This is a genomic window from Snodgrassella sp. M0110 (assembly GCF_016101465.1).
Classification (GTDB): Bacteria; Pseudomonadota; Gammaproteobacteria; order Burkholderiales; family Neisseriaceae; genus Snodgrassella; species Snodgrassella alvi.
The window spans coordinates 185,258-207,225 of the sequence record NZ_JACFQM010000004.1 but is presented as its reverse complement, the minus strand read 5'-3'; the positions used below and the strand labels follow the sequence as shown (position 1 = coordinate 207,225).

The window sequence follows — 21,968 nt, the reverse complement described above, 5'->3', positions numbered from 1 at the left end:
AGCGATGGGACAAAAAATTAACCCTACAGGCTTTCGCCTGGCAGTGAATAAAGATTGGTCTTCCAAGTGGTTTGCCAAAAGCGGCGACTTTTCCAAAGTGCTGAAAGAAGATATTGACGTACGTCATTTTTTACGCAAACGTCTTGCAAATGCTTCTGTAGGTCGCGTGGTAATTGAACGCCCGGCAAAATCTGCACGTATTACCATTTACAGTGCCCGTCCTGGTATTGTAATCGGTAAAAAAGGTGAAGATATTGAGGTATTAAAACGTGATTTGCAGAAAATCATGGGCGTACCGGTGCATGTAAACATCGAAGAAATCCGTAAACCGGAAATCGATGCGCAAATTATTGCGGACAATATTGCCGGACAACTGGAAAAACGCGTTATGTTCCGTCGTGCCATGAAACGTGCTATGCAGAATGCTATGCGTGTTGGCGCCAAAGGCATCAAAATTATGTCTTCAGGTCGTCTGAACGGTATCGAAATTGCGCGTACCGAATGGTATCGTGAAGGTCGTGTGCCTTTACATACCCTGCGTGCCAATGTTGACTACGCTACCAGCGAAGCCAAAACTACATATGGCATTATCGGTATCAAAGTTTGGGTTTACAAAGGTGAACTGACGCCGGGTGAAATTCAGGCTAAGCCGGAACAGGACAAGAAACACAGCAGAAAGGCAGGTGGTCGAAATGCTGCAGCCAACTAGAATGAAATACCGCAAACAGCAAAAAGGCCGCAACACCGGTATTGCTACTCGTGGCAATAAAGTTAGCTTTGGTGATTTTGGTCTGAAAGCTGTGGGTCGCGGTCGTTTGACTGCACGCCAGATTGAGGCAGCACGTCGTGCAATGACCCGTCATATTAAACGTGGCGGTCGTATCTGGATTCGCGTATTCCCGGATAAACCTATTACTGAAAAACCAATTCAGGTTCGTATGGGTGGCGGTAAAGGTAATGTGGAATATTACATTGCTGAAATCCAGCCGGGCAAAATGCTCTACGAAATGGACGGTGTTGATGAAACATTGGCTCGTCAGGCTTTTGAACTGGCTGCAGCCAAATTGCCGATTCAGACTGTATTTGTTAAACGCCAGGTAGGTCAATAATGAAAACCAGTGAATTGAAAGACAAATCTGTTGAGCAGTTAAACGAAGAACTGGTTGGTCTGTTGAAAGCGCAGTTTGGTTTGCGTATGCAGCACGCCACCGGCCAGCTGGGTAAAAACAGTGAGCTGAAAAAAGTGCGTCGTAATATTGCTCGTGTAAAAACCATTTTGCATCAGAAGGATGGTGAATAATGACTGAAGCTAAAAACGTACGTACTTTGCAGGGCAAAGTCGTGAGCGACAAAATGGATAAAACTGTAACAGTATTGGTGGAACGTAAAGTGAAACACCCGCTGTATGGTAAAGTAATCCGTCGTTCTACTAAAATCCATGCGCACGATGAGCAAAACCAATACGGTATTGGTGACGTTGTTGTCATTTCCGAAGGTCGCCCGTTGTCAAAAACCAAAAGCTGGGTTGTAACTGAGCTGATTGAGAAAGCACGTAATGTGTAATTAACACAACAATGTGCTGCAATTAGGGAACGAAGTCTTGCGACAATCAGATATTGTCTGTAAACTTCGTTCCTTAACTTTCAGTTTCTTGAAAGTCTCCGGCAGTCGCCGGAACTCTCCCTTCGGGACCCAAGACTGGTTTACTAGAACCGTTAATGGTTTCAGACAGCTATTGAGTGGTAACAGGCTGACTGAAAGCGGTAAATTAAGTTGGATTTTTAAAGGTAATAACATGATTCAAATGCAGACCATCTTAGATGTGGCTGACAACTCTGGTGCGCGCCGCGTAATGTGCATCAAAGTATTAGGTGGATCTAAGCGTCGCTACGCATCTGTAGGCGACATTATTAAAGTGGCCGTAAAAGACGCAGCTCCCCGTGGTCGCGTTAAAAAGGGCGATGTATATAACGCTGTGGTAGTGCGTACAGCTAAAGGTGTACGTCGTAATGACGGAGCACTGATCAAATTTGATAACAATGCAGCCGTGCTGTTGAATACCAAACTGGAACCAATTGGTACCCGTATTTTTGGCCCGGTAACCCGTGAGCTACGTACTGAGCGATTCATGAAAATCGTTTCATTGGCTCCTGAAGTACTGTAAGTGAGGTTGCAATGAAAAAGATTAAAACTGGTGATCAGGTGATCATTATTGCCGGTAAAGATAAGGGCAAACAGGGTAAAGTAGTGCGTGTTTTGGGTGATAAAGTGATTGTTGACGGCGTAAATCGTGTTAAACGTCACCAGAAACCTAACCCCATGCGTGGGATTGAAGGTGGTGTAATCACCAAAGATGCGCCATTGGCTATTTCCAATGTGGCGATTTTCAATCCGGAAACCCAAAAAGCTGACCGCGTAGGTATCAAAGTAGAAACTGTAGACGGCAAAGTAGTGCGTACCCGTGTATATAAATCTACCGGTGCCGCCGTGGGAGCTTAAGGAGTAATCAATGGCTCGTTTAAAAGACTTTTATAACACTACTGTTGTTCCTGAGTTGACCAAACAGTTCGGTTACAAATCTATCATGGAAGTACCGCGTATTGAAAAAATTACCCTCAACATGGGTGTTGGTGAAGCGGTTGCCGATAAAAAAGTAATGGAACATGCAGTTGGTGATCTGGAAAAAATTGCTGGTCAGAAACCAGTAGTAACTGTAGCACGCAAGTCAATTGCAGGCTTTAAAATCCGTGATAATTACCCGATTGGCTGCAAAGTAACTTTGCGCCGTGATCGTATGTATGAATTTCTGGATCGTCTGATTGCAATCGCTTTGCCGCGTGTACGTGACTTCCGCGGTGTAAATGGTAAATCATTCGACGGTCGTGGTAATTACAACATGGGCGTGCGTGAACAAATTATTTTCCCGGAAATTGAATACGATAAAATTGATGCTTTGCGTGGTTTGAATATTACTATTACCACTACTGCCAAAACTGACGCAGAAGCCAAAGCACTGCTGTCTCTGTTCAAATTTCCGTTTAAGGGTTAATTATGGCTAAGAAAGCACTTATTAATCGTGAGCTGAAGCGTGAAGCTTTGGCAAAAAAATATGCTGCAAAGCGTGAAGCCATTTTCGCCATCATCAATGATGCTAACGCGACTGATGAAGAACATTTTCAGGCACGTCTGAAACTGCAGGCTATTCCGCGTAATGCTGCTCCGATTCGTCAACGTCGTCGCTGCGCTTTGACCGGTCGTCCGCGTGGTAATTTCCGTAAATTCGGCTTGGCCCGTACCAAAATCCGTGAAATCGCCATGCGTGGTGAAATTCCGGGTGTCATCAAAGCCAGCTGGTAATAGGAGTATAAAATATGAGTATGCATGATCCTATTTCCGATATGTTGACCCGTATTCGCAACGCTCAGCGTGCGAATAAAGCTTCTGTAAGTATGCCTTCTTCAAAACTGAAAGTAGCAATTGCTAAAGTTTTGAAAGAAGAAGGTTACATAGAAGATTTCGCCGTATCTGCTGAAACCAAGGCGACATTGGAAATACAATTGAAATACTATGCTGGTCAGCCGGTAATTGAGCGCATTCAGCGCGTATCACGTCCTGGTCTGCGTGTGTATAAAGGTTCCAACGACATTCCTTCTGTAATGAATGGTTTGGGCGTTGTGATTGTGAGCACTTCTAAAGGTGTAATGACTGACCGTAAAGCCCGTGCTAATGGTATTGGCGGTGAGTTATTGTGCGTAGTTGCCTAAGGAGAAAACATGTCTCGAATTGCAAAACATCCGGTAGTGGTTCCGGCTGGCGTTGACGTAAAGTTTTCTCCAGAGGCTATCATTGTTAAAGGTAAAAACGGCGAATTGTCTCTACATCAGCACGCTGAAGTGAATGTAGCATTGAACGAAGGTCAGCTGGTTATTACCGCCAATGATAACAGTACAAAAGCAAATGCTTTATCTGGCACGGTTCGTGCTTTGTTGCACAATATGGTTGTGGGCGTGAGCAATGGTTTTGAGAAAAAGCTGCAACTGATTGGTGTGGGTTATCGCGCTCAGGCTGAGGGTAAAGTATTGAATCTTTCTTTAGGCTACTCTCATCCGATTAACTACGAATTGCCTGAAGGTATTACTGCTACTACTCCTTCTGCTACCGAAATAATTATTGCCGGTGCAGATAAACAGGTAGTAGGGCAGGTGGCCGCTGAAATTCGTGGATTCCGTCCGCCGGAACCTTATAAAGGTAAAGGTGTGCGTTATGCGGATGAGCGTGTCGTTATTAAAGAAACCAAGAAAAAATAATTGAGGCTCACTGATGGATAAAAATGTAGCAAGACTGCGTCGAGCACGTAAAACCCGTGCCAAAATTGCAGCCCTGAACAAAGTGAGATTGTGCGTTTTCCGCACCAATAATCACATTTATGCCCAGGTTATTAGCGCTGAAGGTGACCGAGTACTGGCTCAGGCATCTACTCTTGAAGCTGATGTACGTGCCAGCATTAAATATGGCAGCAATGTAGATGCTGCTGTTGTGGTTGGCAAACGCATTGCTGAAAAAGCCAAAGCAGCCGGCATTGATGCAGTGGCTTTTGACCGTTCTGGTTTTCAATACCATGGTCGCGTTAAAGCCTTGGCTGAGGCAGCCCGTGAAAACGGTTTGAGCTTCTAATAAACTGGAGACCAGAAATATGGCAAAACACGAAACTGAAGAACGCGGTGACGGCCTGATTGAAAAAATGGTTGCCGTAAACCGTGTGACCAAAGTGGTTAAGGGTGGCCGCATTATGGCCTTCTCGGCTTTAACCGTAGTAGGTGATGGCGATGGTCGCATCGGTATGGGTAAAGGTAAATCTAAAGAAGTACCTGTGGCTGTACAGAAAGCTATGGATCAGGCTCGCCGCAATATGATCAAAGTGCCTTTAAATGGACGTACCATTCATCACGAAGTAATTGGTCGTCATGGTGCAACCCGTGTATTCATGCAACCGGCCAAAGAAGGTAATGGTGTGAAAGCAGGTGGTCCAATGCGTCTGGTATTTGATGCAATGGGTATTCATAATATCTCTGCTAAAGTACATGGTTCAACCAATCCATACAACATTGTTCGCGCAACTTTGGACGGATTGTCTAAACTGTATACGCCAGCTGAGATTGCTGCTAAACGTGGCCTGACCGTAGAAGAAATTTTAGGAGCAGATCATGAGTGAGCAAAAAACCATACGCATTACTCTGGTTAAAAGCCTGATTGGCACTATTGCCGCTCATCGTGCCTGTGCACGCGGTTTAGGTTTGCGTCACCGCGAGCACACTGTTGAAGTGCTTGATACCCCCGAAAATCGTGGCATGATCAACAAAATCAGCTACCTTTTGAAAGTGGAGAAGTAACATGCTTTTGAATACCATTCAACCTGCTGAAGGTGCTAAACACGCGGCCCGCCGCGTAGGCCGTGGCATTGGCAGCGGTTTAGGCAAAACCTGTGGCCGAGGCCATAAGGGTCAGAAAAGCCGTAAAGGTGGTTATCATAAAGTCGGTTTTGAAGGCGGTCAGATGCCTTTGCAGCGCCGTCTGCCGAAACGCGGCTTTAAATCCCTGACTGCTAATCTGAATGCTGAAGTGCGTTTAGATGAGCTAGCTAAAATTGCAGTTGATCAAATTGATGTTTTAGTACTGAAACAGGCCGGACTGGTGCCTGCTACTGCTTTGAATGTTAAAATTATTGCATCAGGCAGTATTGATAAGGCGGTAACTTTAAATGGTATTAAGGCCACCAAAGGTGCGCAACAGGCCATTGAAGCTGCCGGTGGTAAAGTAGCAGAATAAGGCAAGGACTCAAGTGGCTAATCCGCAATCCGCAACAGGACTTTCAAAGTTCGGTGATTTAAAAAATCGTCTGTTATTTTTACTTGGTGCGTTGGTTGTATTCCGCATCGGTTCACATATTCCAGTGCCCGGTGTGGATGGTGCTGCTTTGACCAAATTGTATGAAAGTGCCGGCGGAGGCATATTAAGTATGCTTAATATGTTCTCCGGTGGTTCTCTGCAACGGTTCAGTATTTTTGCAATAGGTATAATGCCTTATATTTCAGCGTCAATTATTATCCAACTGGCTTCTGAAATTATTCCTTCTTTGAAAGCATTAAAAAAAGAAGGTGAAGCTGGGCGTCGTACTTTAACTAAATATACCCGTTATGGCACTGTTTTGCTGGCAACTTTGCAAAGCTTCGCTGCCGCTGCATTCGTTTACCAGCAAAATGTAGTTGTTGCTGGTAAATTTGAATTTTACTTCTCGACTATGGTATGTCTGGTGACAGGAACCATGTTTCTGATGTGGTTAGGCGAGCAGATTACTGAGCGTGGTATAGGAAACGGCATTTCGCTGATTATTACTGCAGGTATTGCAGCCGGCTTGCCAGCCGGTGTTGGTCGTTTGCTGACGCTGACCAGCCAGGGATCCATTAGTTATCTGATGGCTGTTGCTCTGATTGTTGGTGCGTTAGCGCTGGTATATGCTGTTGTATATATTGAAAGTGCTCAGCGTAAGATACCTGTTCAGTATGCCAAACGCCAGGTAGGTAACCGCATTATGCAGGCGCAAAACTCTCATATGCCGTTTAAGCTGAATATGGCCGGGGTTATTCCGCCAATTTTCGCTTCCAGTATCATTTTGTTTCCTTCTACTCTGTTAAGTTGGTTTGGTTCAGCAAATCAGGATGGTTGGTTACAGAAACTGGCAACATTCCTACAACATGGTCAGCCTGTTTATATTTTGTTATTTGCAGCTACTATTATCTTCTTTTGTTATTTCTATACGGCTTTGGTGTTCAGTCCAAGGGAAATGGCAGAAAATCTGAAGAAAAGTGGTGCTTTCGTTCCCGGTATCCGGCCTGGGGAGCAAACCAGCCGTTATCTGGAGAAAGTTGTATTGCGTTTGACTTTTTGGGGCGCAATTTATATTGCTATCGTGTGCCTGATTCCGGAAGTACTGACTTCTGCGATGAATGTACCTTTCTACCTAGGTGGCACCTCACTACTTATTCTGGTGGTGGTGACCATGGATTTTAAAACGCAAATCGCTTCTTATGTAATGAGTAGTCAGTACGAACATCTGATGAAGCGCTCTGCGATGAAATCATTATCATCACGTCGTTAAGTATTATGGCTAAAGAAGATACCATACAAATGCAGGGTGAAATTCTTGAAACCCTGCCCAACGCAACTTTTAAAGTTAAACTTGAAAACGATCATGTCGTTTTAGGTCATATCTCCGGGAAAATGCGCATGCATTACATTCGTATTTCCCCCGGTGACAAAGTGACCGTGGAATTGACTCCGTACGATTTGACTCGTGCCCGCATCGTTTTCCGCGCCCGCTAAGAGTAGAAAGGAAATAATATGCGCGTTCAGCCATCGGTAAAGAAAATTTGCCGTAATTGTAAAATCATTCGTCGCAATCGTGTTGTGCGTGTGATTTGTACTGACCCTCGTCATAAACAACGTCAAGGCTAATTGGATAACCATAAGTCTTTGTGTTATAGTGACAGACTTTTGCCCTAAGGAAAAAATATGGCTCGTATTGCAGGGGTAAATATCCCTAACAATGCCCATATCGTAATTGGCCTTCAGGCTATTTATGGTATTGGTTCGTCTCGCGCTAAACTGATTTGCGAAGCTGCCGGCGTTGTGCCGAGCACTAAAGTAAAAGATTTAGACGAGACTCAGCTTGATGCTTTGCGTGAACAGATTGCCAAATACCATGTGGAAGGTGATCTGCGCCGTGAAGTAACCATGAACATCAAACGTCTGATGGACATGGGCTGTTATCGTGGTCTGCGTCATCGTCGTGGTTTACCGTGCCGTGGTCAGCGTACCCGTACCAATGCGCGTACGCGTAAAGGTCCGCGTAAAGCGATCGCAGGCAAGAAATAATTGATAAGGAATAATAATGGCTAAAGCAAACACAGCTCGTGTGCGCAAGAAAGTACGTAAATCCGTAAGTGAAGGTATTGTGCATGTACATGCATCTTTCAATAATACCATCATTACTATCACTGACCGTCAGGGCAATGCATTATCTTGGGCTACCTCTGGCGGTGCTGGTTTTAAAGGTTCACGTAAGAGCACACCATTTGCCGCTCAGGTTGCGGCAGAAGCAGCTGGTAAAGTTGCCCAAGAGTATGGCGTAAAAAATCTGGAAGTTCGTATTAAAGGGCCGGGTCCTGGTCGCGAATCTTCTGTGCGTGCGCTCAACGCTCTTGGTTTCAAGATTACCAGTATTACAGACGTTACTCCATTGCCACACAATGGTTGTCGGCCACCTAAAAAACGTCGTATCTAACAGGAGTATTTGAGTATGGCACGTTATACCGGCCCGAAATGTAAATTAGCCCGTCGTGAGGGCACAGATCTGTTTCTGAAGAGTGCACGTCGCTCTCTGGATTCAAAATGTAAACTAGACTCTGCTCCCGGCCAGCATGGCGCAAAGAAACCGCGTTTGTCCGGCTATGGTCTGCAATTACGTGAAAAACAGAAAATCCGCCGTATTTACGGTGTGTTAGAACGTCAGTTCCGCCGTTATTTTGCTGAAGCAGCCCGTCGTAAAGGTTCGACTGGTGAATTGCTGCTTCAGTTATTGGAATCTCGTTTAGATAACGTGGTATACCGTATGGGTTTTGGCTCTACTCGTGCCGAAGCCCGTCAGTTGGTATCTCACAAAGCCATTACCGTGAACGGTCAGGTCGTAAACATCCCTTCTTTTCAGGTGAAAGCTGGTGATGTGGTTGCTGTTCGCGAAAAAGCCAAAAAACAGGTGCGAATTCAGGAAGCATTCAGCCTTGCCAGCCAGATCGGTTTACCAAGCTGGGTTTCTGTTGAAGAAAGCAAGCTGGAAGGTGTTTTCAAAAACATGCCAGATCGCACTGAATTGAGCGGCGATATTAATGAACAGCTGGTGGTAGAGTTTTACTCTAAATAAAGCTGGTTAAGTGAGGACAGTTAAATGCAAAACACATCCGAATTCTTGAAGCCACGTCAAATTGACGTTGACACCTTGTCTGCTACCCGTGCCAAAGTGTCTATGGAGCCTTTTGAACGTGGTTTCGGCCATACCTTGGGTAATGCTTTGCGTCGTATCTTACTGTCATCAATGAATGGTTATGCGTCGACAGAAGTAACGATTGAAGGCGTATTGCATGAATATTCTACACTTGATAGTGTTCAGGAGGATGTTGTTGATATTCTGCTGAACCTGAAAGGTGTAGTATTTAAAGTGCATGGCCGCACAGAAGTAACTTTAAGTCTGAAAAAATCAGGTGCCGGTGTTGTTACCGCAGCTGATATTGAGTTACCTCATGATGTCGAAATTGTTAACCCTGACCATGTTATCTGTCACCTGTCTGAAGGTGGTAGTATTAATATGGAAATTAAGGTTGAACAAGGCAGAGGCTATGAGTCTGTGTCAGGCCGTCGTAATAAAGACGACCACAAACGTATCGGCGCTATTCAACTAGATGCAAGCTTTTCGCCTATCAGTCGTGTCAGCTTTGAAGTAGAACCTGCTCGTGTTGAGCAGCGTACTGATTTAGATCGTCTGGTTTTGGATATAGAAACTAACGGTGCTATTGACCCTGAAGAAGCAGTTCGCAATGCGGCCTGTATTTTAATTGATCAAATGTCAATTTTTGCAGATTTACAGGGTACCCCAGTTACCGTAGTAGAAGAGAAAGAACCACCGATTGATCCGATTCTGCTTCGTCCAGTTGATGATCTGGAGTTGACCGTTCGTTCAGCAAACTGCTTGAAAGCTGAAGATATTTACTATATTGGCGATTTGATTCAACGCACAGAGACTGAATTGTTGAAAACCCCGAATCTGGGTAGAAAATCTCTGAACGAAATCAAGGAAGTCCTGGCTTCCAAAGGATTGACGTTGGGTTCAAAACTGGAAGCCTGGCCGCCGGCCAGTCTGGAAAAGCCACAAGTTTGATGATTAAAGGATAATGACATGCGTCATCGTAATGGTAACCGCAAATTAAATCGCACCAGCAGTCATCGCGCTGCTATGTTGCGTAATATGGCTAATTCTTTGTTAACTCACGAAACAATTGTAACTACTTTGCCGAAAGCAAAAGAGTTGCGTCGTGTAGCTGAACCATTGATTACTCTAGGTAAAAAGCCTTCTCTGGCTAATCATCGTTTAGCTTTTAACCGCACACGTGATCGTGATGTTGTTGTTAAATTATTCAATGAGTTAGGTCCGCGCTTTGCTAATCGGAATGGTGGCTATCTGCGCATATTGAAGTATGGCTTTCGTAAAGGCGATAATGCTCCGCTGGCTCTGGTTGAGTTGGTTGAGAAAGCACCTGAATCTGAAGCTGTAGCTGAGTAATCAGTCTTCAGAAACAAGCCAGCCATTAGGCTGGCTTGTTTCATTTTGATTTTTTGCTTTATGGTTTTGTGAATAGGTTGAAAATGAGTATTTATTTTGTAGTTATGTTGTATTAATTCTGTATATATCTATAAATTTTAGTAGGTACTATTCACTATTTTTCATTATTGGGTAAGTTTATTTTTTTGTTATGATGCCGGAAAATGTAGTTATTTTTAGGAATTAATCAATACATAAATAAAAAACTAATTTTCTGAACCGAATTTAAACTATTTGTTTAGTGTAAGTTTATTACTGTAATTCTATTTAAATGTTTTTTTGATTTAATAAGTTTGTATTTATTGTTTTAGCTTTTCAGAACCCTTTTTTAAAAAGCTGCTGTTTCTCTCTCTTCTGCGTATAATTATTGACTCTTAGCTGACTATTGTTATTCAAGGAGAAATCATGAAATATTTACGTTTATTATTGTTGAGCCTGATTTTTATGTCTTCTTCATTAGTATGGGCAGGCCGTGTTTTACCTAATGACATTCATATAGTTGTATTAAAAAAAACTGAAGGTCGGCAGGTCGTGGTAGGCACTGCAACAAAGGCATGGTTACGTACTTTGAGCCTGGGTTTGGTTAAAGGTAATAAAACATTACTGTTAAGCAGAACTGTACGTATTCATGACAAAAATAACCGTTTTGTTACTTATAACAATTTATTTCGGTTTGTAGATGAAACGATAGCTGTACGCGTTGACAGAGCAAATCAGATTCAGGAAATCTGGGTACTGACTGATGAAGAGCAGGACGCATTAGTAAGACCTAATAATCCGCAGGTTGAATAATTATTGTAGGTGTTATGAAAAAAGTATTTATACGAACCTTTGGTTGTCAGATGAATGAATACGACAGTGAAAAAATGCTGTCTGTTCTGGCAGAAGGGCAATCTTTAGAACGAACTGACAGGGCTGAAGATGCAGATATTATTCTTTTTAATACCTGCTCGGTTCGGGAAAAGGCTCAGGAAAAAGTATTTTCAGATTTGGGTCGTATCCGACCTTTGAAAGTTAAAAATCCGGATTTAATTATCGGTGTCGGTGGTTGTGTGGCTTCACAAGAAGGTGAAGCGATTATTCAGCGCGCACCTTATGTGGATGTGGTTTTCGGTCCTCAGACTTTGCATCGTTTACCACAAATGATTCTCGATAAAGAAACCAGTGGTCTGTCACAGGTAGATATTTCTTTTCCGGAAATAGAAAAATTTGATCATTTACCACCTGCACGTGTTGAAGGTGGAGCAGCATTCGTATCTATTATGGAAGGCTGTTCCAAATATTGCAGTTTTTGTGTTGTACCCTACACGCGCGGAGAGGAATTTTCACGTCCACTTGACGATGTGCTTACTGAAATTGCCGGTCTGGCACAACAGGGTGTCAAAGAAATTAATCTGCTGGGACAAAACGTAAACGCCTATCGCGGCGATATGGGTGATGGTGAAATCTGTGATTTCGCAACGTTGCTGCGTATAGTGCATGAGATACCCGGTATTGAACGTATGCGCTTTACGACTAGCCACCCGCGTGAATTTTCTGATGCAATTATTGAATGTTATCGTGATTTACCTAAGCTGGTATCACATTTGCATCTTCCGGTGCAGTCTGGTTCCGACCGTGTTTTAATGGCAATGAAACGTGGCTATACAGCCTTAGAGTATAAACATATTATCCGTAAGTTGCGGGCTATCCGGCCGGATTTATGTTTAAGTTCAGACTTTATTGTTGGCTTTCCGGGGGAAACTGAGCGTGAATTTGAGCAAACTCTGAAGCTGGTACAAGACCTGGCTTTTGATTTGAGCTTTGTATTTATCTATAGCCCACGTCCGGGAACACCGGCAGCAAATTTACCGGATGATACTCCTCATGCTGAAAAAGTACGTCGTCTGGAAGCATTAAATACAGTGATTGAAGCTGAGACAGCGCGTATTAATCAATCTATGCTTGGCAGTGTACAGCGCTGTCTTGTAGAAGGTGTGTCTAAAAAAGATCCTGATCAGTTACAGGCGCGTACAGCAAATAACCGGGTAGTTAATTTTACGGGGCATCCTCGTTTGATTAATCAGATGGTAGAGCTGGAAATCACTGAGGCACATACTTTTTCTTTACGCGGGAAAATGGTTTTAGCCGATTAAATGATTAATCTTTCTAATAAGGGGAAACGCCGCATTAATCCATTTATCTGGATACCGGAACATGTACATTAATACAGTATAAAGGCTGTGCTTGTTGTCGGAATGTAATGCTATATTTATTTGTTTTTCGTCTGGTTATCAGTAAACATTTATTAATGATAACCGGTTTTGTCTGGCCTTTGTTCGGTATTAAAAGGAATTGGCATGAGCCCAGCGGGTACTTCTTTTCTGGATCGTTTTTTTAAAATTAAAGAAAGTGGCAGCAGTGTGCGCACTGAAGTGTTAGCCGGTCTGACTACTTTTCTGGCAATGAGCTATATTCTGGTAGTTAATCCTTCCATTCTTAAGGATGCGGGAATGGATTTTGGTGCGGTATTTGTGGCTACCTGTATTTCTTCAGCTTTTGCCTGCATGATGATGGGATTGGTAGCTAATTATCCGATCGCACTCGCGCCCGGTATGGGACTGAATGCTTATTTTACTTATGCTGTTGTAAAAGGTATGGGTATATCATGGCAGGTAGCACTGGGTGCAGTTTTTGTTTCTGGTATTGTTTTTATTATCTTAAGCCTGTTTAAGGTGCGCGAAGCGATTGTTAATTCACTACCGAATTCTCTCAAGTATTCTATTGGCGGCGGTATTGGTTTATTTCTGGCTCTGGTAGCGCTCAAAAGTGCCAAAGTAGTGGTATCTAATCCGGACACTCTGGTCAGTCTGGGTGATATTCATTCTCCTCAGGTGTTGCTGACGATCGTGGGCTTTTGTTTTATCGTTACTTTGGAGCATTTCCGCATACGTGGCGGAATTATTATCGGTATTTTGGTAATTACGGCTATTGCTTCAGTAGCAGGTCTTAATGAATTTAAGGGAGTATTTGCGCCGGTACCCTCTCTGGCTCCTACCTTTTTACAGCTGGATTTTCATGATTTATTTAACATGAGTCTGGTTAGCGTTATTTTTGTGTTTTTCTTTGTGGATTTATTTGACAGTACCGGTGTTCTGATTGGTGTTGCCGGACGCGCCGGTTTGTTGGTGGATGGCAAATTACCACGGGTAAAAAAAGCGTTGCTGGCCGATTCAACGGCAATTGTAGTCGGTGCCGGGCTGGGTACTTCTTCTACTACTGCTTATGTAGAGTCGGCAGCCGGAGCAGCTGCAGGCGGCCGTACAGGTCTGACAGCAGTGGTGGTTGGTCTTCTGATGCTGGCCAGTTTGTGGTTTTCCAAGCTTGCTGCCAGTGTACCGGCATATGCAACTGCGCCTGCTTTGTTATATGTGGGTGTACTGATGATGCGCAGTATGACGGAAATTGACTGGAAAGATGTATCTGAAGCTGCACCAGCATTTTTTACACTGATTTTTATGCCTTTCGCTTATTCAATTGCAGATGGTATTGCAATGGGTTTTATTAGTTATGCACTAATTAAACTGTTCTGTGGCAGAGTTAAAGAAGTTTCTTATATGGTGTGGATTATTGCTGTACTATGGGCTTTTAAATTGCTCTGGTTAGGTGCATAGACAGTTCGGTTTGTTAACAGGCAGCCGTTGGGCTGCCTAAATATTTTATGGTTTTTGTTCTTCGGGCTGATGTATCAATGTAATAAGATTCATGTAACGATTAAATAAATGCAGAGGGAGAAATTATGTCTTTAATCGATGAAATTATGGACTTTAATCAAAGATTTGTTGATGCAGAAGAGTATGAGCAATTTTTTACAGATAAATATCCGGAAAAAAATCTGGCGATTGTTTCCTGTATGGACGCACGGATTCTGGATTTATTACCCCGTGCTCTGGGATTGAAGAATGGAGATGCTAAGGTAATTCGTAATGCCGGTGCTTTAGTCACCCATCCCTGGGGTTCTGTGATGCGTTCATTACTAGTGGCTGTATTTGAAATGAATGTAACTGAAATTATGGTGATAGGGCATTATGATTGCGGCATGCAGGAATTACATGTGCCTGATATGCTTGACCGAATGCGCGCCCGGGGGATCAGCGATGAGCGCCTTGAAATTCTGGAAAATGCCGGCGTAGATTTCCATAAATGGTTAACTGAATTTGATTGTGTGGAAGATGCTATTATGCATTCGGTGAATATGATACGTAAGCATCCTCTGATGCCCAGTGAGATTAGGGTACATGGTCTGGTTATTCATCCGATTACCGGTAAGCTGAATATTGTGGTTAACGGAAATAAAGTATGAAACGTATCGGTTTGTTCGGCGGTACTTTTGATCCTCCGCATAATGGGCATATTCATATTGCACAGGGTTTTGCCGATGAGTTAATGCTGGATAATGTTATTTTTATTCCGGCTGGTGATCCGTATCATAAACCGACGGTTATCTGTACACCGGCACTACAACGTCTTGCTATGGTGGAAAGGGCAATTAGTACAGACAAACGTTTTAGTGTGTCTGATTGCGATGTACTACGTAATGGACCTACATATACTATTGATACGGTATCTCTGTTTCGTCAGGTATTTCCGCAGTCTCAGTTATGGTGGTTGCTGGGAATGGATTCATTGTTGCAATTACCTCACTGGCATCGTTATCAGGCTCTGCTACAAAGTGTGAATCTGGCAATTGCTCAGCGCGGTCAACAGAGATTAACCGATTTGCCGGAATCATTGCAGCAATGGTTGCCAGATGCTCTGGCTAAAAATATGACTGTACCGGATGGTAGTGATGGCGGACGTGCAGTTTTATTACAAACGTCATTTTTACCAGTCAGCTCAACTGATATTCGTGCAAAATGGTCATCAGGTTATCATGATGATGTTCCGGAGACTGTGGCTGAATATATCGACCATGAAGGTCTTTATCAGGCATAATTTATATTTATAGAGTATTTCTAAGCTGGAAATGCTTTTAACATAATAGGGTATTTTACTATATGGATGAAAATCTTATCGCTCAATGGGAAAATATGGTAGCCGTTAGCGTTAATGCACTTGAAGATATTAAAGGAAAAGATATTATTGTGCTGGATACTTCAGCACAAACTTCGCTGTTTTCACGCATGATTATTGCCAGTGGTGACAGTACACGTCAGGTAAAGGCTCTGGCCAATAATGTGGCTGTCGATTTGAAGGAGGCTGGTTATGAAATTATCAGCACTGAAGGTCTTGATAGCGGTGAATGGGCATTGGTTGATGCTGGTGATCTGGTTGTGCATGTTATGCAGCCAGCAGTACGCGATTATTATGATATTGAAGCTTTGTGGGGTGGTGAAAAACCTTCCTTTCATGCTGGGGCAGCTAAGCCATGGCAGGCTGCAGATTGATTTGTGCCGGATACTCATTTTACTGGAATTGAATGAATATTACTGTGCTGGCGGTAGGAACGAAAATGCCGCAATGGGTAGATTATGCTGTGACCGATTACAGTAAAAGATTTGGTCGTGAAATTCAGTTTCAGCTTAAAGAAATCAAGCCGGAAAAACGTGGTCCCGGGACTAGTACAGCGCAGGCAATGGCTGCAGAAGAGGCGCGTATTGTTACAGCCATTCCTGCGCATAGTTACCTGATAGTTCTGGATGAGCGCGGAAAAGCCCCTACTTCGATGGAACTCGCTGACTGGTTAAAAAAATGGCAGCATCAGGGTGATAATCTGTGTTTTGTTATTGGTGGTGCCGATGGTATGACTGATGGTTTAAAGCAGCGGGCGAATTTGTTATTGCGGCTCTCCAGTCTTACTTTACCTCATGGTATGGTGCGGGTATTGCTGACAGAGCAGCTTTATCGTGCACAGTCGATTCTGCATAATCATCCTTATCATCGTGAGTAATTCAATAGTGTTGATTGGTAATTTAAGATTGAATTGTTTTGATTGACTTAAATTATTTGGATGAATCCGGATAAAAATAATTTATCGTCATACAATGAAATACCCCCGTGCAGGGGGTATGCTGGTATATAATTACTCTGCATTTACTTGGCAGGTATTTGATCTGTCACCCGGATTAATAAATTAATAATAAGCAAAGTCTGATCATGAATCCTACACCACTGCTTGATACCATTGATTTACCGCAGGATGTTCGTCGTTTACAAAAAACACAGTTACCTAAGCTGGCCGATGAATTACGCGCCTATTTACTGGAATCAGTAAGTAAAACAGGTGGACACTTTGCCAGTAATCTGGGGGCAGTTGAGTTAACTGTTGCTTTGCATTATGTATATCAGACGCCATATGACCATCTGATTTGGGATGTAGGGCATCAGAGTTATCCGCATAAAATTCTGACCGGACGTAAGCAACGCATGAATACAATGCGGCAATGCGGTGGTCTGGCTGGGTTTCCTAAACGAAGCGAGTCTGAATACGATGTGTTTGGCGTCGGTCATTCCTCTACTTCGATTGGTGCTGCTCTGGGTATGGCTGTTGCTGATAAATTACAGCATAAAACCAATCGTAGTGTGGCTATTATTGGTGACGGGGCAATGACGGCGGGACAGGCATTTGAAGCGTTGAATAATGCCGGAGATATGGACATTGATTTGCTGGTTATTCTCAACGATAACGAAATGTCTATTTCACCCAATGTGGGAGCTTTACCCAAATATTTAGCGAAAAATCCTTTGCATGATGTAAAAGACTTAGTGAAATCTATCAAGCACAAATCAGAAAAAGTGCTGAGTCTGGTTCCGGGTGCTCTGGATGTGGCTCAGCGGGTAGAAAATAAAATTAAGGGGCTGATTGAAGAAAGCACCAGCTCTGAAACTTTATCATTATTTGATAATTTTGGATTTACCTATTCCGGTCCGGTTGACGGGCATGATGTGATTCAGCTGGTAGATGTATTGCAGGAAATGCGCAGCCGTAAAGGGCCGCAATTGTTGCATATTATTACTAAAAAAGGGCATGGCTATAAACTGGCAGAAAATGATCCGGTTGCATTCCATGCTGTCAGTGCATTTGATCCTCAGCAGGGTTTGCATTCATCTGCCGGGGCTGCTAAACCCACTTATACACAGATTTTTAGTCAGTGGATAATCGATCAGGCCGCAGCAGACAATAAATTACTGGCCATTACTCCGGCAATGCGTGAAGGCAGTGGTCTGGTAGAGTTTGAGAAGCTTTACCCTGAACGTTATTTTGATGTAGGTATTGCAGAACAGCATGCGGTTACTTTTGCTGCCGGACTTGCCTGTGAGCAGATGAAGCCGGTTGTAGCAATTTATTCAACTTTTCTGCAACGTGCTTACGATCAGCTGATTCATGATGTGGCATTACAGAATTTGCCGGTTTTGTTTGCTATTGATCGCGGTGGAATTGTCGGTGCAGATGGTCCGACACATGCGGGTGTCTATGATTTAAGCTATTTGCGCTGTGTACCTAATCTGGTAATTGCTGTTCCTAGTGATGAACGCGAATGCCGTTTACTATTATCAAGCTGCTATCAGCTTAATCAGCCGGCGGCTGTGCGTTATCCGCGTGGTACGGGTACCGGTATCGAAGCGGGATCAGATTTGTCCACAGTAGCAATTGGTAAGGGAGTAGTACGCCGCAAAGGAAGTAAAATTGCTTTGGTAGCGTTTGGTAGTATGGTACAACCGGCACTGACTGTAGCTAATGCTATTGATGCTACAGTAGCAGATATGCGTTTTGTCAAACCACTGGATACAGAGTTATTAGTACAACTGGCAGCAGAACATGATTATATAGTTACGCTTGAAGAAAACAGTAAAATTGGCGGTGCAGGAAGTGCTGTGCTTGAAGCGCTGGTACAGCATAATCTGACTAAACCCGTTTTGACACTCGGAATTCCTGATATTGTTACTGAACATGGTGATACAGCACGATTGTTAGCGCAAATGGGATTAAGTGCAGAAAAAATTCAGCAACAAATTCTTCAATGGATAGAATAATTGTTATCTAAATAGTATCAGGCAGCTTAATAGAGTTTTTTATCTTAATAAAACTTTATTAAGCTGCTCTTTTAGTAGGATAGACTGGATTTGTAGCTTTCAATATATTCTGCCACCTAACTGTAACTAAAATCATCTAACTTCACTCGCAAATAAAATAAATATTGCCAGCAGGCCTTAAAATCACTTTAAATATCACCAGTAATCTGCTTGTGGTTATTTGACCAACAAGTCGACAGGCTGTTTTATATCTTCTTATCCAAGTGCTGACATTTTGAAATAGTCGCTTTATTGCAGTAGAGATAAATATAAGCAGATAGCATAAAATTTATTATATTCTGGCCTGTTAGTTAGTATTTTACTCGTAATCGATTAATCAGTATTTAACCGATGCAGCAAATATCTATTTCGGACATCTGAAAGCAAATTGCAGAAAACAAACTGGGCTATAGTATTAGCGGGCTAAAACTATTTTATATTTAATAAATAATTTTTTAAATTAATCAATGAACTATGTTAATAATATTATTTATATTTGGAGTGAGTGCCTAAAAAATGTACAATATTTAGATATTTATTCTTCTTTCTCCGTTTGATTTAGCAATTATGCAAATTGGTTGTTATCAGCTTGCTACTCCGTTTGCCTTAGCTCCGATGGCAGGTATAACTGATAAACCTTTCCGTCAGTTATGCCGTGAATTTGGTGCAGGCTGGGCTGTAAGTGAAATGATTACCAGTGATCCTTATTTACAGAAAACTCGTAAGACTTTGCAGCGGGCAGACTACGACGGTGAAAGCGGGGTCAGGGTAGTACAGATTGCGGGTAGTGATCCGCAGCAGCTGGCCGAGGCTGCCTGCTATAATGTAGCCCGTGGTGCTGAAGTAATTGATATTAATATGGGCTGCCCGGCAAAAAAAGTATGTAATGTATTGGCTGGTAGTGCTCTATTACAAAATGAAGCACTGGTTAAGACTATTTTGCAAACAGTTGTCGGCGCAGTTGATGTTCCGGTAACGCTGAAAACCCGTCTGGGATGGGATGATGATCATCGTAATATTTTAACCATTGCGCAAATAGCTGAACAAGCAGGAATTGCTGCTCTTGCTATCCACGGACGAACACGAACACAAATGTACCGGGGAACGGCAAGTTATGATCTGATTACACAAGTAAGACAGCAGATAAATCTGCCATTATGGGTTAACGGTGATATTACCAGCCCGCAAAAAGCGATTGATATAAGACAACAAACTGGCGCCGATGGTGTAATGATCGGGCGCGCTGCACAGGGACAGCCATGGTTGTTCCGCGATTTGGTACATTACTATAAGCATGGTTGTTTACCGCAGCCACTGACCGTAGCGGAGCATGCGCAAATTATAGTTAATCATGTTTCTGCTATACATGATTTTTACGGGATATTTACGGGGGTGCGCATTGCCCGTAAACATATTGGCTGGTATGTGTCTGGTTTACCGGAAGGTGAAATTTTTCGCAGACAGGTGAATACGAGAGATGATGCGCAAATACAGTTGCAGCTGGTTAATGATTTTCTGGACAGGCAAGTAGCACAATTAACAGAGTGGCCATGTGATTACCGTGAGCAATAAGCAGTTTGCCCTGAGTTATATAAGGAAAATGTAAATGAGTGAAATGCCTAAAGTTAGTATCGCTCAATGTATAGAGGCAAATGTACGTCAATATTTTGCTGATCTTGATGGTGAAACACCTTGTGCAGTATATGATATGGTATTACAGCAGATGGAACTACCGCTATTACGTTGTGTAATGGACGTATGTGATAACAATCAGACACGTGCAGCACAAATTCTTGGTTTGAACCGCAATACTTTACGTAAAAAATTAATCCAGCATCATCTGCTGGATTAAATCAGTAATATTCGCATATTAAGGGAGAAATTATGGCTGTAATCAAACGGGCACTGCTGAGTGTATCAGACAAAACTGGTGTAATTGAATTTGCGCATCAGCTGGCACAATTAGGAGTTGAATTGCTGTCAACCGGCGGCACAGCCAGTTTACTGGCTGATGCCGGTATTGCTGTCACCGAAGTGGCAGACTATACCGGTTTTCCGGAAATGCTGGACGGACGGGTTAAAACATTACATCCGAAAATTCATGGCGGTATTCTGGGACGGCGTGACTGTCCTGAGCATGTAGCACAAATGGCAGAGCATGATATTGGAACCATTGATCTGGTTTGTGTAAATTTGTATCCATTTGCGGCAACAGTAGCTAAACCTGACTGCACACTGGAAGATGCTATTGAAAACATTGATATTGGTGGTCCGACAATGGTGCGTTCTGCGGCCAAAAACTGGCGGGATGTAGCCATTGTTACAGATTATCATGATTATGAAGCCGTTATTGCCGAAATACAGCAGCTTGGCAGTTTATCTATGCAAACGCGTTTTAATCTGGCACGAAAAGCTTTTGCCCATACAGCTCAATATGACGGCATGATCACTAATTACCTGACTTGTATTGACGATAAGAATCTGTCCGGAAAGCCGCAATTACACATTTTTCCTCAGCAATATAACCAGAACTGGTTGAAAGTGCAGGATTTACGCTATGGAGAAAATCCTCATCAGCAGGCAGCATTTTATCGTGATGTGAAACCGGCTGCCGGTAGTCTGGCTAATTATCAGCAATTGCAAGGCAAAGAATTATCGTATAACAATATTGCTGATGCCGATGCAGCGTGGGAGGCTGTTAAATCTTTTACTCAGCCAGCCTGTGTTATCGTTAAGCATGCTAACCCTTGCGGAGTAGCAGTTGCAGCGGATACGTTAACCGCTTACCGTCTGGCATTTGCTACCGATACAACCAGTGCATTTGGCGGTATTATCGCGTTTAACCGTGAGGTAGATGCAGCAACAGTAGAAGCAGTTACCGGTCAGTTTCTTGAGGTATTAATGGCACCCGGATTCAGTGCAGAGGCAAAAGCCATTATTGCTGCTAAAAAAAATGTACGTGTGCTTGAAATTCCCTTGTCAGCCGGAGCCAATCAGTTTGAATTAAAGCGTGTTGGCGGTGGTCTGCTGGTACAGACACCGGATAATCATCAGATCGAAAAAGCACAATTGCAGGTAGTCACATTACGATCACCGACTGAACAGGAAATGCATGATTTACTGTTTGTATGGAAAGTGGCGAAATACGTAAAATCGAATGCAATTGTTTTTGGCAAAGACGGTCAAACCTACGGTATCGGGGCCGGTCAGATGAGCAGAGTCGATTCAACCAGAATCGCTGCCCGTAAGGCACAGGATGCAGGTTTTGAGCTGGCAGGTGCCTGTGCTGCCTCAGATGCATTTTTTCCTTTCAGAGATGGCGTAGATGTAATTGCTGCGCAGGGTATTAAAGCCATTATTCAGCCTGGCGGTTCTGTACGGGATGAAGAGGTGATTAATGCAGCCAATGAGCATGGTATAGCAATGGTCGTAACCGGAGTACGCCACTTTCGCCATTAATATACAGTATTAGTGCAGCAAAAAAATA

Annotated in this window: 33 protein-coding genes; all 33 read left to right on the top strand. The window is 43.1% G+C overall.

What is annotated here, in order from left to right; genetic code table 11:
• Window positions 1-4 precede the first annotated feature (4 nt).
• The gene (gene rpsC, locus H3T84_RS07685; protein ID WP_037394614.1) at window positions 5-709 is read left to right on the top strand and encodes a 30S ribosomal protein S3; all 705 of its coding nucleotides are present in this window, start codon (window positions 5-7) and stop codon (window positions 707-709) included.
• Complete coding sequence (gene rplP / locus H3T84_RS07680) at window positions 693-1,109, top strand: 50S ribosomal protein L16 (protein ID WP_037394618.1); 417 nt, start codon at window positions 693-695, stop codon at window positions 1,107-1,109. Before rpsC ends, rplP begins: the two co-directional genes overlap by 17 nt.
• On the top strand, window positions 1,109-1,300 hold the full coding sequence (gene rpmC, locus H3T84_RS07675; protein WP_025331702.1) for a 50S ribosomal protein L29: 192 nt from the start codon (window positions 1,109-1,111) through the stop codon (window positions 1,298-1,300). The genes rplP and rpmC overlap by 1 nt, the downstream gene beginning before the upstream one ends.
• A complete protein-coding gene (gene rpsQ, locus H3T84_RS07670; RefSeq protein WP_025331701.1) occupies window positions 1,300-1,563 on the top strand; it encodes a 30S ribosomal protein S17 in 264 nt (87 codons plus the stop codon). The genes rpmC and rpsQ overlap by 1 nt, the downstream gene beginning before the upstream one ends.
• Window positions 1,564-1,795: 232 nt before the next feature.
• The gene (gene rplN / locus H3T84_RS07665) at window positions 1,796-2,164 is read left to right on the top strand and encodes a 50S ribosomal protein L14 (protein ID WP_025331700.1); all 369 of its coding nucleotides are present in this window, start codon (window positions 1,796-1,798) and stop codon (window positions 2,162-2,164) included.
• An 11-nt stretch (window positions 2,165-2,175) separates the two neighbouring features.
• Window positions 2,176-2,499: a 50S ribosomal protein L24 gene (gene rplX, locus H3T84_RS07660; RefSeq protein WP_025331699.1), complete on the top strand. Its 324-nt coding sequence runs from the start codon at window positions 2,176-2,178 to the stop codon at window positions 2,497-2,499.
• Window positions 2,500-2,509: 10 nt separating this feature from the next.
• Window positions 2,510-3,049: a 50S ribosomal protein L5 gene (gene rplE / locus H3T84_RS07655; protein WP_025331698.1), complete on the top strand. Its 540-nt coding sequence runs from the start codon at window positions 2,510-2,512 to the stop codon at window positions 3,047-3,049.
• Window positions 3,050-3,051: 2 nt separating this feature from the next.
• Window positions 3,052-3,357, top strand: coding sequence for a 30S ribosomal protein S14 (rpsN, locus tag H3T84_RS07650; protein ID WP_025331697.1), 306 nt, complete (start codon window positions 3,052-3,054; stop codon window positions 3,355-3,357).
• 14 nt (window positions 3,358-3,371) lie between these two features.
• Window positions 3,372-3,764 (top strand): 30S ribosomal protein S8, encoded by a 393-nt coding sequence (rpsH, locus tag H3T84_RS07645; RefSeq protein ID WP_037474546.1) that lies wholly within the window; start codon window positions 3,372-3,374, stop codon window positions 3,762-3,764.
• 9 nt (window positions 3,765-3,773) lie between these two features.
• Window positions 3,774-4,307 (top strand): 50S ribosomal protein L6, encoded by a 534-nt coding sequence (rplF, locus tag H3T84_RS07640; RefSeq protein WP_037474543.1) that lies wholly within the window; start codon window positions 3,774-3,776, stop codon window positions 4,305-4,307.
• 13 nt (window positions 4,308-4,320) lie between these two features.
• Window positions 4,321-4,674 (top strand): 50S ribosomal protein L18, encoded by a 354-nt coding sequence (gene rplR, locus H3T84_RS07635; protein WP_025331694.1) that lies wholly within the window; start codon window positions 4,321-4,323, stop codon window positions 4,672-4,674.
• Between the two features lie 19 nt (window positions 4,675-4,693).
• The gene (rpsE, locus tag H3T84_RS07630) at window positions 4,694-5,212 is read left to right on the top strand and encodes a 30S ribosomal protein S5 (RefSeq protein WP_025331693.1); all 519 of its coding nucleotides are present in this window, start codon (window positions 4,694-4,696) and stop codon (window positions 5,210-5,212) included.
• On the top strand, window positions 5,205-5,390 hold the full coding sequence (rpmD, locus tag H3T84_RS07625; RefSeq protein WP_025331692.1) for a 50S ribosomal protein L30: 186 nt from the start codon (window positions 5,205-5,207) through the stop codon (window positions 5,388-5,390). Before rpsE ends, rpmD begins: the two co-directional genes overlap by 8 nt.
• Window position 5,391: 1 nt before the next feature.
• Window positions 5,392-5,826 carry a 50S ribosomal protein L15 gene (gene rplO, locus H3T84_RS07620; protein ID WP_037474011.1) on the top strand — a complete coding sequence of 145 codons (435 nt, stop codon included), beginning with the start codon at window positions 5,392-5,394 and terminating at the stop codon, window positions 5,824-5,826.
• Window positions 5,827-5,839: 13 nt separating this feature from the next.
• Window positions 5,840-7,156, top strand: coding sequence for a preprotein translocase subunit SecY (secY, locus tag H3T84_RS07615; protein ID WP_100116885.1), 1,317 nt, complete (start codon window positions 5,840-5,842; stop codon window positions 7,154-7,156).
• A gap of 5 nt (window positions 7,157-7,161) precedes the next feature.
• Window positions 7,162-7,380: a translation initiation factor IF-1 gene (gene infA, locus H3T84_RS07610; protein ID WP_003684714.1), complete on the top strand. Its 219-nt coding sequence runs from the start codon at window positions 7,162-7,164 to the stop codon at window positions 7,378-7,380.
• Window positions 7,381-7,398: 18 nt separating this feature from the next.
• Window positions 7,399-7,512, top strand: a complete 114-nt coding sequence (gene rpmJ, locus H3T84_RS07605) for a 50S ribosomal protein L36 (RefSeq protein WP_003697674.1) — start codon at window positions 7,399-7,401, stop codon at window positions 7,510-7,512.
• Between the two features lie 57 nt (window positions 7,513-7,569).
• The gene (rpsM, locus tag H3T84_RS07600) at window positions 7,570-7,932 is read left to right on the top strand and encodes a 30S ribosomal protein S13 (RefSeq protein ID WP_037475048.1); all 363 of its coding nucleotides are present in this window, start codon (window positions 7,570-7,572) and stop codon (window positions 7,930-7,932) included.
• 16 nt (window positions 7,933-7,948) lie between these two features.
• The gene (gene rpsK / locus H3T84_RS07595; protein ID WP_025331688.1) at window positions 7,949-8,341 is read left to right on the top strand and encodes a 30S ribosomal protein S11; all 393 of its coding nucleotides are present in this window, start codon (window positions 7,949-7,951) and stop codon (window positions 8,339-8,341) included.
• A gap of 15 nt (window positions 8,342-8,356) precedes the next feature.
• A complete protein-coding gene (gene rpsD / locus H3T84_RS07590) occupies window positions 8,357-8,977 on the top strand; it encodes a 30S ribosomal protein S4 (RefSeq protein WP_037475045.1) in 621 nt (206 codons plus the stop codon).
• 24 nt (window positions 8,978-9,001) lie between these two features.
• Entirely contained in the window at window positions 9,002-9,988 is a 987-nt protein-coding gene (gene rpoA / locus H3T84_RS07585) for a DNA-directed RNA polymerase subunit alpha (RefSeq protein ID WP_025331686.1), read from the top strand.
• 18 nt (window positions 9,989-10,006) lie between these two features.
• On the top strand, window positions 10,007-10,390 hold the full coding sequence (gene rplQ, locus H3T84_RS07580) for a 50S ribosomal protein L17 (RefSeq protein ID WP_025331685.1): 384 nt from the start codon (window positions 10,007-10,009) through the stop codon (window positions 10,388-10,390).
• Window positions 10,391-10,834: 444 nt separating this feature from the next.
• Complete coding sequence (locus H3T84_RS07575; protein WP_198218742.1) at window positions 10,835-11,221, top strand: hypothetical protein; 387 nt, start codon at window positions 10,835-10,837, stop codon at window positions 11,219-11,221.
• 14 nt (window positions 11,222-11,235) lie between these two features.
• The gene (gene miaB, locus H3T84_RS07570) at window positions 11,236-12,564 is read left to right on the top strand and encodes a tRNA (N6-isopentenyl adenosine(37)-C2)-methylthiotransferase MiaB (protein ID WP_198218741.1); all 1,329 of its coding nucleotides are present in this window, start codon (window positions 11,236-11,238) and stop codon (window positions 12,562-12,564) included.
• Window positions 12,565-12,768: 204 nt separating this feature from the next.
• Complete coding sequence (locus H3T84_RS07565; protein ID WP_037475034.1) at window positions 12,769-14,082, top strand: NCS2 family permease; 1,314 nt, start codon at window positions 12,769-12,771, stop codon at window positions 14,080-14,082.
• 125 nt (window positions 14,083-14,207) lie between these two features.
• Window positions 14,208-14,771 carry a carbonic anhydrase gene (locus H3T84_RS07560; protein ID WP_198218740.1) on the top strand — a complete coding sequence of 188 codons (564 nt, stop codon included), beginning with the start codon at window positions 14,208-14,210 and terminating at the stop codon, window positions 14,769-14,771.
• Window positions 14,768-15,403: a nicotinate-nucleotide adenylyltransferase gene (nadD, locus tag H3T84_RS07555; RefSeq protein WP_037475031.1), complete on the top strand. Its 636-nt coding sequence runs from the start codon at window positions 14,768-14,770 to the stop codon at window positions 15,401-15,403. The genes H3T84_RS07560 and nadD overlap by 4 nt, the downstream gene beginning before the upstream one ends.
• 62 nt (window positions 15,404-15,465) lie before the next feature.
• Window positions 15,466-15,855, top strand: coding sequence for a ribosome silencing factor (gene rsfS, locus H3T84_RS07550; RefSeq protein WP_025331679.1), 390 nt, complete (start codon window positions 15,466-15,468; stop codon window positions 15,853-15,855).
• A gap of 32 nt (window positions 15,856-15,887) precedes the next feature.
• The gene (rlmH, locus tag H3T84_RS07545) at window positions 15,888-16,358 is read left to right on the top strand and encodes a 23S rRNA (pseudouridine(1915)-N(3))-methyltransferase RlmH (RefSeq protein WP_174830744.1); all 471 of its coding nucleotides are present in this window, start codon (window positions 15,888-15,890) and stop codon (window positions 16,356-16,358) included.
• A gap of 206 nt (window positions 16,359-16,564) precedes the next feature.
• Entirely contained in the window at window positions 16,565-18,442 is a 1,878-nt protein-coding gene (gene dxs / locus H3T84_RS07540) for a 1-deoxy-D-xylulose-5-phosphate synthase (RefSeq protein ID WP_174830743.1), read from the top strand.
• Window positions 18,443-19,048: 606 nt separating this feature from the next.
• Window positions 19,049-20,053: a tRNA dihydrouridine synthase DusB gene (gene dusB, locus H3T84_RS07535; protein ID WP_174830742.1), complete on the top strand. Its 1,005-nt coding sequence runs from the start codon at window positions 19,049-19,051 to the stop codon at window positions 20,051-20,053.
• A gap of 43 nt (window positions 20,054-20,096) precedes the next feature.
• The gene (locus H3T84_RS07530) at window positions 20,097-20,333 is read left to right on the top strand and encodes a Fis family transcriptional regulator (protein ID WP_037394816.1); all 237 of its coding nucleotides are present in this window, start codon (window positions 20,097-20,099) and stop codon (window positions 20,331-20,333) included.
• Between the two features lie 32 nt (window positions 20,334-20,365).
• The gene (gene purH, locus H3T84_RS07525) at window positions 20,366-21,940 is read left to right on the top strand and encodes a bifunctional phosphoribosylaminoimidazolecarboxamide formyltransferase/IMP cyclohydrolase (protein ID WP_174834257.1); all 1,575 of its coding nucleotides are present in this window, start codon (window positions 20,366-20,368) and stop codon (window positions 21,938-21,940) included.
• Window positions 21,941-21,968: the final 28 nt, after the last annotated feature.